General features: G+C 73.5%; 10 protein-coding genes. 5 read left to right on the top strand and 5 right to left on the bottom strand.

The features are described from left to right. Positions 1-13 precede the first annotated feature (13 nt). Complete coding sequence (locus NCI01_RS20840) at positions 14-256, bottom strand: hypothetical protein (RefSeq protein WP_254183412.1); 243 nt, start codon at positions 254-256, stop codon at positions 14-16. Between the two features lie 376 nt (positions 257-632). Here NCI01_RS20840 and NCI01_RS20835 point away from each other — a divergent pair, with 376 nt between their 5' ends. From NCI01_RS20835 to NCI01_RS20815, 5 genes are all read left to right on the top strand, one after another. Beyond that, positions 633-4,040, top strand: coding sequence for an error-prone DNA polymerase (locus tag NCI01_RS20835; protein WP_254183411.1), 3,408 nt, complete (start codon positions 633-635; stop codon positions 4,038-4,040). Positions 4,041-4,113: 73 nt separating this feature from the next. Beyond that, entirely contained in the window at positions 4,114-5,064 is a 951-nt protein-coding gene (locus NCI01_RS20830; RefSeq protein ID WP_254183410.1) for a glycosyltransferase family 2 protein, read from the top strand. After that, positions 5,061-5,810 carry a sulfotransferase family protein gene (locus NCI01_RS20825; protein ID WP_254183409.1) on the top strand — a complete coding sequence of 250 codons (750 nt, stop codon included), beginning with the start codon at positions 5,061-5,063 and terminating at the stop codon, positions 5,808-5,810. Before NCI01_RS20830 ends, NCI01_RS20825 begins: the two co-directional genes overlap by 4 nt. 56 nt (positions 5,811-5,866) lie before the next feature. Next, positions 5,867-7,063: a dTDP-4-amino-4,6-dideoxygalactose transaminase gene (gene rffA, locus NCI01_RS20820; RefSeq protein WP_254183408.1), complete on the top strand. Its 1,197-nt coding sequence runs from the start codon at positions 5,867-5,869 to the stop codon at positions 7,061-7,063. Further along, positions 7,060-7,818 carry a class I SAM-dependent methyltransferase gene (locus tag NCI01_RS20815; protein ID WP_254183407.1) on the top strand — a complete coding sequence of 253 codons (759 nt, stop codon included), beginning with the start codon at positions 7,060-7,062 and terminating at the stop codon, positions 7,816-7,818. Before rffA ends, NCI01_RS20815 begins: the two co-directional genes overlap by 4 nt. On the opposite strand, the gene NCI01_RS20810 is transcribed toward NCI01_RS20815, so the two are convergent. Genes NCI01_RS20810 through NCI01_RS22890 form a run of 4 tightly spaced genes read right to left on the bottom strand, consistent with a single transcriptional unit; the run spans position 7,793 to position 11,707 of the window. Continuing rightward, positions 7,793-9,004 carry a polysaccharide biosynthesis protein gene (locus NCI01_RS20810; protein WP_254183406.1) on the bottom strand — a complete coding sequence of 404 codons (1,212 nt, stop codon included), beginning with the start codon at positions 9,002-9,004 and terminating at the stop codon, positions 7,793-7,795. The two genes, NCI01_RS20815 and NCI01_RS20810, sit on opposite strands and share 26 nt — an antisense overlap. Beyond that, complete coding sequence (locus NCI01_RS20805) at positions 9,001-10,566, bottom strand: glycosyltransferase family protein (protein ID WP_254183405.1); 1,566 nt, start codon at positions 10,564-10,566, stop codon at positions 9,001-9,003. The genes NCI01_RS20810 and NCI01_RS20805 overlap by 4 nt, the downstream gene beginning before the upstream one ends. Positions 10,567-10,586: 20 nt before the next feature. After that, positions 10,587-11,150: a DUF6390 family protein gene (locus NCI01_RS22895; protein WP_254183404.1), complete on the bottom strand. Its 564-nt coding sequence runs from the start codon at positions 11,148-11,150 to the stop codon at positions 10,587-10,589. Then, on the bottom strand, positions 11,147-11,707 hold the full coding sequence (locus NCI01_RS22890) for a hypothetical protein (RefSeq protein ID WP_254183403.1): 561 nt from the start codon (positions 11,705-11,707) through the stop codon (positions 11,147-11,149). Before NCI01_RS22890 ends, NCI01_RS22895 begins: the two co-directional genes overlap by 4 nt. Positions 11,708-12,161: the final 454 nt, after the last annotated feature.

The raw sequence follows: 12,161 nt of genomic DNA, 5'->3' as shown, positions 1-12,161 counted from the left end.
GCGAGGGTCCGGCTCAGTACGGAAGCTCCAGCGTCCACCCGTCGCCGTCCACGACGGCTCGCACGCTCATCGTGCCGCTGCTGCTCCCAGCGTCGAGCTCGAGCTGCAGCCGCCCGCCGACGTCCTCGTCGAGCAGGGCGACCTCGAAGCCGACCGGCCGCGATGCACTCGCACCGATCGCCTGCTCGTCCGGAGAGACGCTGACACCCTGCGCCTCGCCCACGGTGACGACCGTGGCGTCGTCGATCCGGTGCACACGTACACGGAGATCGAGTCGCCCAGCGGGTGACGCGTGCCGTCCACCGCCAGTCGCCAAGGGGCGCTCGGATCGCCGCTCCCGCCGCGGTCGGCGAGGGCAGCGCACGCAGCCATGTCCTGGGGCGGGGTGAACTCGTCCTGGGAGCAGCCCTGCAGCCACATGCCCACCACGACCACCGTGCAGAGCAGCTGCCCACAAGTCCTCGGTGCGCCACGGCTCGTTCGGGCTCTGTCGGGAGAGCGGGGCACCGGCCCATGCTCCCATCATCGAACCGATGTCAGGCCACGGCAGCACGGGCCGCTTGACTCGTTCGAACGCGTGTTCGACCATGAGGCATGCCATCCATCCCTGATCGAGAGCATCGCGAGGGCTGATGGGCTGGAACAACCCCCAGATGCACTGGAAGGAGCTCGAGCGCCGGCTCAGCGGCCTGCCGGGAGCCGACGACGCCCCGGTGTCGCGGCGCAAGCGGGCCTCCACCGAGGCGCGGTCGATCGAGCGGCCGGCCGCGGTCACGCCCTACGCCGAGCTGCACTGTCACAGCCACTTCAGCTTCCTCGACGGCGCGTCCTCCCCGGCCGAGCTGGTCGAGGAGGCCGTGCGGCTGGGCCTGCACGCGCTGGCGGTCACCGACCACGACGGCTTCTACGGTGCCCCCATGCTGGCCGAGGCGGCGGCAGCCTACGACCTGCCCACCGTCTTCGGCGCCGAGCTCTCGCTCGGCCTCACCGGCCCGCAGAACGGCGTACCGGATCCCGAGGGCAGCCACCTGCTCGTGCTGGCGCGGGGGGTCGAGGGCTACCACCGGCTGGCCGCGGCGATGACCGACGCGCACCTGCGAGGTGACGAGAAGGGCCGCCCGGTCTACGACCTCGACGAGCTGGCCGAGCAGGGTCGCGGCCACTGGGCGGTGCTCACCGGCTGCCGCAAGGGCGCCGTGCGGCAGGCGCTCGCGACGGGTGGCGAGGCGGCGGCGGCCGAGGCCCTCGACCGGCTGACGTCCCTGTTCGGGCTCGAGCACGTGCTGGTCGAGCTCTCCCCGCGCCCCGGCGCCGACCCCACCAACGCCTCGCTCGCGCGCCTGGCCGCCGTCCACGGCCTCGACGTCGTGGCCGCGGGCAACGTCCACCACGCGACGCCCCGCCAGCACCGGCTGGCCTCGGCGATGGCTGCGGTCCGGGCCCGCCGCAGCTTGGCCGAGCTCGACGGCTGGCTCGACCTGTCGGCTTCGGCCCACCTGCGCAGCGGAGCGGAGACAGCGGCCGCGCTGTCGTCCCACCCCGAGGCCGTGGCGCGCAGCGTCACCCTGGCCGACGAGCTCGCCTTCGACCTCCGCAAGGCCTCCCCCGCCCTGCCCAAGCGGCAGATCCCCGACGGCCACACCGCCGACTCGTGGCTGCGGGTGCTGGCCGAGCGCGGCTTCGCCGAGCGCTACGCCGGCGTCCCCCACGAGGCCGCGGCCCGCGAGCGGCTCGAGCACGAGCTGCGGATCATCGCGGAGAAGGACTTCGCCGGCTACTTCGTCATCGTCCACGACATCGTCGCCTTCGCGCGCGAGCGCAGGATCCTGTGCCAGGGGCGGGGCTCGGCCGCCAGCTCGGCGGTCTGCTACGCCCTCGGCATCACCGCCGTCGACGCGGTCTTCTACAAGCTGCCCTTCGAGCGGTTCATCTCCGCCCACCGCGACGAGGAGCCCGACATCGACGTCGACTTCGACTCCGACCGGCGCGAGGAGGTCATCCAGTGGGTCTACGACACCTACGGCCGGCGCAATGCCGCCCAGGTGGCCAACGTCATCGCCTACCGGCCGCGCATGGCGGTGCGTGACGCCGCCAAGGCGCTCGGCTTCTCCCCCGGCCAGCAGGACGCCTGGTCCAAGCAGATCGACGGCTGGAAGTCGGTCGTGGCCGGCGACATGGGCGACCCGGCCGCCCACGACGTGCCGGCCCCGGTGGTCGCGCTGGCCGAGGAGCTGATGGGCGCCCCGCGCCACCTCGGCATCCACTCCGGCGGGATGGTGCTCACCGAGCGGCCCATCGGGGAGGTCTGCCCCATCGAGCGGGCGCGGATGGACCGTCGCACGGTCCTGCAGTGGGACAAGGACGCCTGCGAGTCGATGGGGCTGGTGAAGTTCGACCTGCTCGGTCTCGGCATGCTCGGCGCCCTCGACCACATGATGCGGCTGGTCGCCGACCACCTCGGCGAGGAGTGGGACCTCGCGACGATGCCGAAGGAGGAGCCCGCGGTCTACGACATGCTCTGCCGCGCCGACTCGATCGGAGTCTTCCAGGTCGAGAGCCGGGCCCAGATCGGCACGCTGCCGCGGCTGCGCCCGCGGGAGTTCTACGACCTCGCCATCGAGATCGCCCTGATCCGCCCCGGACCGATCCAGGGCGGGGCCGTGCACCCCTACGTCCGCCGCGCCACCGGGCAGGAGCCGGTCACCTACGACCACCCCGAGCTGGTGCCGGTCCTCGAGCGCACCAAGGGTGTCCCGCTGTTCCAGGAGCAGCTGATGGCGATGGCGGTGACGCTCGGCGACTGCAGCCGCGACGACGCAGACCTGCTGCGCCGCGCGATGGGGTCCAAGCGCGGGGTCGAGCGCATCGAGTCGGTCAAGCAGAAGCTCTACGCCGGCATGCAGCGGCGCGGCATCACCGGCGACCTGGCCGACTCGATCTACGTCAAGATCCTCTCCTTCGCCAACTTCGGCTTCGCCGAGTCGCACGCCCTGTCCTTCGCGCTGCTGGTCTACGCCTCCTCCTGGTTCAAGCTGCACTACCCCGCGGCCTTCCTGGCCGGGCTGCTGCGCAACCAGCCGATGGGCTTCTACTCCCCGCAGTCGCTGGTCCACGACGCCCGCCGCCACGACGTCGACGTACGCCGCCCCGACGTCACCCTGTCCGCGGCGCAGGCCGAGCTCGAGCCCGTCTCGTCCGACGCCGCGTCCGGCCCCGTGGTCGCGACCGGTCTCGCGGAGTGCTGCCGGCCGAGGTTCGAGCGCGTCGAGTGGGTGCCCGGCACCCCCGACCCGGTGCCTGCCCACCGGCGCGACGGTGCGCTCGCCGTACGCCTCGGGCTCGACTCGGTGCGCGGCATCGGGCTCGACGTGGCGCGCCGCATCGTGGCGGCCCGTGAGGAGGCAGCCTTCACCGGGATCACCGACCTCTCCCGGCGGGCCGGCCTGACGTCGGCGCAGCTCGAGGCCCTGGCCACCGCGGGGGCGTTCGACGGTTGGGGGCTGGACCGGCGCTCGGCGCTCTGGGCGGCCGGCTTCGCCGAGGCCGCCGACCACCTCCCCGGCATCACCCCCGCCCCCGCGGCGCCCACGCTGCCTGGGATGAGCGAGCCGGAGATCACCCTCGCCGACCTGTGGGCGACCGGCGTCTCCCCCGAGCGCCACCCGGTCGAGCACCTGCGCGACGAGCTGCGCCGGGCAGGCGTCCGCTCCGTCGCCGAGCTGGCCGACGCCGAGTCCGGACGGCGCGTCCACGTGGGCGGGCTGGTGACCCACCGCCAACGACCGGGCACCGCGATGGGTGTCACCTTCCTCAACCTCGAGGACGAGACCGGGATGCTCAACGTCGTGTGCTCCATCGGGGTGATGAAGGCCCACCGGCAGGCGGCCCGCAACAGGGTCGCCGTCGTCGTGCGCGGACGCCTCGAGCGCAACGAGGGTGTCACCAACCTCGTCGCCGACCGGGTCGAGGCCATCGACGTCGTCGTCCCGGGGGCCGGGGCCGTCCTCCAGGCGCGGGCGTCCTCACGTGACTTCCGCTGACGGGTGCCTCCGGGGTCCCTCCGGACGCCGAGGGGTGGGGCGCGCCCCCGGCGGGTGACCCTATGCTCGCAATGTGGCCATCGACCCGTTGCGAGCGTCCGAGCACTCCTACTCGGTCGTGATCCCGGTCTACAACAGCCAGGACGTCGTCGGGCGCACCATCGACGCGGTGCTCGAGGTGTTCGAGGCCGCCGGGCTGCGCCACCAGGTCGTGCTCGTCAACGACGGCAGCCGCGACGGGAGCTGGGACGTCATCAGCGCCCGTGCGGCGCAGTCGCCACACGTCGTCGCGCTCGACCTGCTGCGCAACTACGGCCAGCACCACGCCAACGTCGCCGGCATGCGCGAGGCGACCGGCGACTACGTCATCACCCTCGACGACGACCTGCAGAACCCTCCCGACCAGGTGCTGCTGCTGATCGAGAAGGCGATGCAGGGCCACGACGTCGTCTTCGGCCGCTTCGAGCGCAAGCAGGCGCGGGGCTACCGACGCCTGGGCAGCAGGGCGATCAGCATGATCAACCGCCGCGTGTTCGACCAGCCGCCCGGCCTGGCGGTGTCCAACTTCCGCATCCTGCACCGAGACGTGGTGGAGCGGATCTGCGCGTCGCGCACGGCACACCCCTACATCACCGGGCAGGCACTGATGTTCTCGAGCAACCCGGCCGACGTGCTGGTGCGCCACGACCCCCGGCCCGTCGGCACCAGCAACTACGGCCTGCGACGGATCGCCTCGTTGGTGCTCACCATCCTGTTCAGCTATTCGGTCTTCCCGCTGCGGCTGGCCGCAGGCGTCGGCTTCGCGGTCGCGGGCGGCAGCTTTCTGCTCGGCCTCTTCTACCTCGTCCGCGCCCTCTTCGTGGACTCCACCGTGCCCGGCTGGACGACGATCGCCGTGCTCCTCGCCCTGATGAACGGCTTCGTCATCATGCTGCTGTCGATGCTGGGCGAGTACGTCGTCCGCACGCTCAACGCGGTGAGCGCGGTCACGACCTACCACGTGGCGCGCAGGGTGTCGTCATGAGCGGCTGCGACCACCGGCACCTGCTCGTCATCGGCGCCCAGCGGTGCGGCACGACCTACCTGAGCCGGGCGCTCGACGCGCACCCCGACCTCACCATGGCCCGCCCCTCGCCGCCCGAGCCGAAGGTCTTCTGCGACGCCGAGGCCGCTGCCCGGGGAGCCGAGTCCTACCACCGCACGTGGTTCGCGCACGCCCGCGACGAGGTGCTGCTCGGCGACAAGAGCACCAGCTATCTCGAGGACCCGCAGGCCCCGCGCCGGGCCGCGGAGATGCTCGGGGAGCCCGAGGTGGTGGTCCTGCTGCGCCACCCGGTGCGCCGCGCGGTGTCCCACTGGCGGTTCAGCACCGCCAACGGCTTCGAGGACCGCGACCTCGAGGAGGCCCTGCTCGCCGACCTCCGCGACGAGCAGCCGTGGGACCCCGGGCGCTCGTCGGTGTCGCCGGTCGCCTACCTGCGACGGGGCCGCTACGCCGAGCAGCTGGCCCCGTGGACGGCGACGTTCCCCGCGACCACGCACGTGCTGTTCCTCGAGGAGCTCCTGGCCGACCCCGAGGTGCTGCCCGGTCTGGTCGCGGACGTCGGCCTCGACCCGGGCCGGCTGCCGGCCGCGGAGGGTGCGGTGGTCAACGCGAGCCCCGGCGAGGCGCCCGTGCTCGACGCAAGCGTGACGAGCACGATCGAGGGGTACTTCCAGGACAGCAACGCCCGCCTGGCCGACCAGCTGGGGAGGCCATTGCCGTGGTGACCCGCAACGACACGTACGACCCGAGACGACGAGAAGCACACAGGGAGGTGCCCGCCGTGGCACAGGCACACGCGCTCGAGGACGGCCCCGTCGGGGAGCTGCCGGACATCGCGTTCAACATCCCGTCGGTGGAGGGTCGCGAGCTCGACCACGTCCAGGAGGCCGTCCGGAGCGGGCACCTGTCGTCGGGCGGTGACTTCGCGCGCCGCGCGGCCGAGGTCCTCGCGGCCGACGCCGGCTCGCCGGAGGTGCTGATGACCACCTCGTGCACGGCGGCCCTCGAGCTGTCGGCCATGCTGATGGACCTCAAGGAGGGCGACACGGTCATCGTCCCGTCGTTCACCTTCACCAGCACCGGTCTCGCCTTCGCCCGGCAGGGTGCCGGCCTGGTCTTCTGCGACATCGAGCCCGTCACGCTGGGCCTGGACCCGGCCCACCTCGCGACGCTCCTCGACGAGCACGTGCGTGCCGTCGTGATCGTGCACTACGCCGGCGTCGCGTGCGACGTCCAGGGGATCCGCGACGTCCTGGCCGAGTGGCCGGAGGTGCGCCTCGTCGAGGACAACGCGCACGGCCTGTTCGGCACGTGGCGCGACCAGCCGCTGGGCAGTCTTGGCCGCTACGCCACGCTGAGCTTCCACGAGACCAAGAACTTCGTCTGCGGCGAGGGCGGCGCGCTCCTGCTCAACGACCCCGAGGACGTCGACCGTGCCCGCGTGCTCTACGACAAGGGCACCAACCGCCACGCCTTCATGCTCGGCCAGGTCGACAAGTACACCTGGAAGGACACCGGCTCCTCGTTCGGGCTCTCCGACGTGCTGGCCGCCTACCTCCTCGGCCAGCTCGAGCAGCGCGAGGTGGTGCAGGCCAAGCGGCGACGCGTCAGCGAGCGCTACGCCGCCGCGCTGGCGCCCCACGCCGACGAGCTGGGCTTCGAGCTGATGCGGGTGCCGGAGGACCGCGGTCCGGCCCACCACATGTTCTACGTCCTGCTGTCCCACCGCGACCGGCGCAACGACGTGCTGGAGCTGATGCGCAAGGCGGGCGTGCAGGCCACCTTCCACTACCAGCCGCTGCACGCCTCCGACGCCGGTCGCTCGTTCGCCGTGCGCCCGACGGACTGCCCGGTGTCGCAGGACGTCAGCGAGCGGCTCCTGCGCCTGCCCTTCCACAACAACCTGTCCGACCCCGACCTCGACCGTGTGGTGGCCTCGTTCCTCGAGGCGAGCACCGCCACCCTCCCCGAGCGGTGAGCGCCGCGCCCAGCCCGGGTCCGACCGTGCTCGGCCCCGGTGGGCAGCCGGGCTCCTCGTCGCTGCGGCACGAGGGCTACTGGTGGCACCGGGCCCGCACCGACCTGCTGGCCGCCGTGATGGCGCCGCACCTGGCGGCTCCCGGGCGCACGCTCGACGTGGGCAGCGCGGACGCTCCCAGCGTGGGCTGGATGCGCGGCGCCCAGCAGCACGTGGCGCTCGACCTGTTCCCCGCGGGCCTGCGGGCCGGTGAGGGCGTCGTGGGGTCGGCGACCGAGCTGCCCTTCGGTGACGCGACGTTCGACGTCGTGTCGGCGTTCGACGTCGTCGAGCACTGCGCCGACGACGGCCGCGCGGTCGCCGAGCTGCGGCGGGTGCTGGTGCCGGGCGGGCGGATGCTGCTCTCGGTCCCCGCCTACCAGTGGGCGTGGTCGGACCACGACGTCCAGGCGGGTCACCACCGGCGCTACACGCGGGCCGGCATCGTCGCGCTGGTCGAGCAGGCGGGGATGCAGGTGCTGCGGGCGACGTACGCCTTCGGTGGGGTGTTCCCGCTGTTCGCGGCCGAGCGGCTGCGGCGCCGGGTCCGTCCGGCCACCGCCGGCGACTCGCGGCTGCCGGAGGTGTCGCCGGGCGTCGACCGGGCGCTGATGGCCGTCTGCCGGACCGAGGCGCGCCTCCTGCGCCGCCGCGACCTGCCCTTCGGCTCGTCGGTGTTCGTCGCGGCCCTCAGGCCGCCGTCCGACCGCCCCTGAGCACCCGCGAGGCGACGACCCCCAGCAGCACCGTGGCAGCGACCTCGGCGACGAGGAACGCCGCCGCGACGCGCTCGACCGGCACGAGCGCGGTCGACGACAGCAGCACCGCCGCTCCCGCAACGACGGCGAGTCCCCAGGCGCCGGCGACCCGGCCCGGGCGGTCGAGCGCGAGGGCGCCCACCATGAGCACGACGTTGACCAGGGCGACCGCGCAGCCCGCGGCGATCACTCCTGCGACGCCCGTCCCCACGGTGACGGTGGCACCGAAGACGGTCCGCACGAGGAGCGGCCCGAGCGTCACGCCGATGGCGGCCCCCAGCGCCACCGTGACGGCACCCAGCAGCGCCAGCCGCCGCGCGAGCACACGCAGCGTGCGACGGTCCCCCGCGACGACGAGCCCGGTGACCTGGTGGGTCACCTGAGGCAACGTGCCGAGCACCACCATGTACGGCGCTCGGAACAGCGCGAGCGTCGCGAACATCGCCGTGACCTCGGCAGGCGTGCCGCCGAGCAGCGCCAGCACCACCGCTCCCCCGGTCAGCACGCCCTGCGCGAGCAGCTGCCCCGTCGCGGCTCCGCCCAGGAACGCCAGCGAGCCGGACCCCGAGCCCGTCCCGCCGAACCGCCATACGCCCGGCCACAGCGCGACCAGGGCGCCGGCCACGAGGCACAGGCCGTGGGCCACCGGGTCGTGCACCTGCGCCACCAGCAGCACGGCCACGAGGACGCAGCGCAGCGCGTTCTCCGCGACCAGGCTCACCGCCACCGCGGCCATCCGGCCCCGGCCCGCCAGGGCCCCGCGCAGCACACCGACCGCGGCCGAGCCCAGGACGACGAGCACGACCAGCACGGGGAACCACGCGTCGTCGCGGTGGAACAGGCGGTCGCGGAACAGCCAGGCGAGCGCGCCGGAGGCCACGGCGGCAGCCGCCACCACGGCGCCGACGCGGCCGGCCGAGCTGCGGACGTCACCCTCACGGCCGGCCGTGAGGCAGCGGGCGACCCAGTGCTGCAGCGGGAAGGTGAACGCCGCACCCGCCAGCGCCCACACGGTCCAGAGCACCGACACCGGAGCCGCGGCGCTCGCGCCCAGGCCACGCGTGACGAGCGCGAACAGCAGGTAGGCCAGGGCGCCGCTCAGCACCGAGCCGGCGGCGAGCAGGAGCGGGGCGCGGCGGCTCACGGGACCAGAGGCTCGGCGTGCGGGTCGTCGGCGTCGTAGCCGGCCGCAGCACGCAGCTCGGCGATCGTGTCCTCACCGAGCGAGGCGCGGGCGTACCACTCCCACATCGGCGCGCTGCCGACGTAGACGTAGTCGGGCTGGATCGAGGCCCGCCAGCGCTGCGAGACGGTCTCCCCCACCGCGACGAGGTCGGGCCCGTCCGCGACGAGGTCGCGCTTGAAGCCGTCCAGCCCACCGGGCCAGGTGTCCTCCATGTAGTCCTGCAGCCCGCTGCGGAACATCTGGTAGCGCGTCGGGTTGGTGCGCTCGGTGAGCACCAGGGGCTGGGGCGCCTCGATCGAGGTGATGGTGGCGCCCGGCGGTAGCGTCGCGAGCACCGCATCGGTGGCCTCGCGCTGGTCCTCCAGCGTGTCGTCGCGGGTCGAGACCGAGTACGTCAGGGCGATCACGACCGCGGCTCCCGCGAGCACGGCCCCGGCCACGCGGCGAGGGGTGGGAGCGAGCCCGTGCGCCGCGACAGCGAACGCGGCCCCGAGCCCCACGGCGGCGAACGGCAGCACCGGGAACAGGTCGGCCCAGGCGTCGTACTCCTGCAGGATCCAGGCCAGCCCGGCCGCGAGGCCGGCGGTCATGGCCGGCAGCACCGCCAGGCCGGGCTCCGCGGCGCGGGCCCGGCGCGACACAGCGGCCAGCGAGACCAGCACCAGCAGGACGGTCCCGCCGAGGAGCAGCCAGACGCTCACGCCGTAGGCGGCCTGCAGGTCCTCCCACACCAGCTCGCGCTCGGCGTCGAGCGGGTTGGGAACGGTGTAGCGGCGGTTGATGACGTAGAAGGCGTCCCACGTCGCGCTCAGCGACCCGGCGAGGGCGAACCAGGTGCCGAGCACGGCCACCGGCACCAACCCGCCGAGCGCGACCCGCACCAGCGCGCGGACGCGTCCGCCCTGGGCGAGGAGCAGCGCACCGACCACCACGGCGGTGAAGGTGCTGAAGAACGCCGTCTGCAGGCACAGCGTCGCGAGGCTGGTCAGCACCCCCGCGGTGAACCAGCGCCGGTGCGTCACCGCCCAGAGCGCGCCGAGCACGAACAGCGTCATCGGGGTCTTCTCGCGCGGCCCGTTGGAGGCGTACTGGATGAAGCCGTGGAAGGCGAGCATCGCGCCCGCGGCCACCAGGCCGGCCGCGCGGGAGCGGAAGAGGTCGCGTCCGAGCAGGTAGGCGACGCAGACGGCCGCCGTGGCCATGAGCATGAAGAGCACGCGCATCGTCACCACGTCGTCGAGGCCGCCGACGCGCGCCACCAGGGCACCCACCCCCGGCAGCACGTGGGCCAGGGGGCCGGCGCGGTTGAGGACGCCGAGGTAGGGCGGCACCCCCTCGGCCACCTGCTGACCGGCGTAGCTGTAGATGCCGAGGTCGCGCGTCAGCGCGCCCTGGAAGCCGTGCAGCACGTAGACGACGACCGACACGACCGCCACGACGGGCACCAGCGGATCGACCGCCCGCAGCCGCGACGCCCCACCTGACCGGACGCCGTCGGACCGGTCGGGACGAGGGGGCACGCGGACACCCTAGGGGAGCCCTACGAGAGCAGGCGGGCCGGCGCCGGGAGCCGTGTCGCGTCGACCGCGGCGAGCACCTCCTCCTCCGTGGCGTCGCCGAGGCCGCGGAGGAGGCCGAGCCAGGGGTGGACGTCGAGCACGTGGAAGGAGTGGTGCGGCAGCGCCCCCAAGGGCACGGGGCGACCAGGTGCTCCCACGTCCGTCCGGCGCGTCGCCGGACGCGTCCGCGAGCGAGGCGCCGAGCAGGCGGACCCCCACGCCGTCCAGGAGGTCTTGCCGACCCCGTAGGCCTCGACCACCCGGTCGTGCCGCGAGTCGCGGACACCGTTGGCCGCGGCGATCGGCTCCAGGTAGGGCCACGCGCCCTGGAAGGCCCGGGGTCGGGGTCGGCCCGATCGAGCAGCGCGTCGGTGACGCCGAGCGGCCTCAGAACTTCGAGGGTGCGCGGGTGCACCACCTTGGCTCTCGACGCGCGCGCCGCGTCGGTCGCCGCTCGACGACGCGTACGACGGCGCCGTGCAGGTGGGCCTGCACGGCCGTCGCCGGCCCGGTCGGCCGGCGCCGACGACGAGGACGTCGCTCACGCCGCCAGCACCCGCCACCAGGCGTCGACCTCGGTGGGGGCGTAGCCCTGCAGCAGCGTCGGGTCGTCGAGCACCTCGTCGCGGCGGCGGCCGGGGATCACCCGGTAGTCCATCGAGCCCACCACCGACACCAGCTCGAGGACCCGCCACAGGCACCGGGAGTAGTGCTCCGCTGCCCGGGCGCCGTCCCACTCGTAGAGCCCGCGATAGGTGCCGTGGTCGTCGTCCGCCAGCCAGAGCTTGGAGACGAAGCCGGGGAAGCCGATGAACAACGGAGTGTTGAGGACGCTCTCCGCGCGGAACAACGCGTGCGCGCCGGGCGAGGACACGCCTCGCAGCCGGAAGGACACGATCAGGACGCAGGGGTCGTGGGGCGTGCGGAACGCGGCCGTCTCCCGGTAGACGCGGGCCGAGGTGCCGTCCGCGAAGTGGATCCGCCGGCCCACGTGCACCCGGGGCTGGCAGACCTCCCGTCGCCCCAGCATGACGAGCGAGGACACCACGCACCGACCCACCTCGCGGGCAGCCACGCGACGCGGGACCGGAATCGTCGACACGGTGACCTCCTCGACGTCCTCGACGTCCTCGACGTGGTGGCTTCGGCAACCCACCGTGGACGAGGCGGGTCCGGGCGACCAGTGGCGAAGGTCCTGGGCACCCCCGGGTGCGCCCCCGCAGTACGCGCCGACCAGCGCGCGTACCGGCGGGTCTGCGCTCCCGCTGATCGAGCAGGGACGAAGTCCCACCACGAGACCCGCGACTCTCGCTGGTCGAGTAGCCCGCGAGGGACAAGCTGTCTATCGAGACCCCTCGGGCTCCGCCGCCCTCGCTGGTGGAGGAGGGACAAGGTCCAGTCACGAGAGCCGCGACGCTCGCTGGTCGAGTAGCCCGCGAGGAACGAGGGGGCTATCCGAGATTTCTCGTACGTCGCTGGTCGAGGAGGGACGAAGTCCCGTCACCAAACCAGTCCAGAGGCCGCTGAGCAACCGTGCACAGCCGTGTCCGCTGTCC

The organism is Nocardioides pinisoli (genome assembly GCF_024199985.1).
Classification (GTDB): domain Bacteria; phylum Actinomycetota; class Actinomycetes; order Propionibacteriales; family Nocardioidaceae; genus Nocardioides; species Nocardioides pinisoli.
Note: the sequence above shows the minus strand (reverse complement) of the source record. Positions and strands in the feature narration are given on the sequence as shown.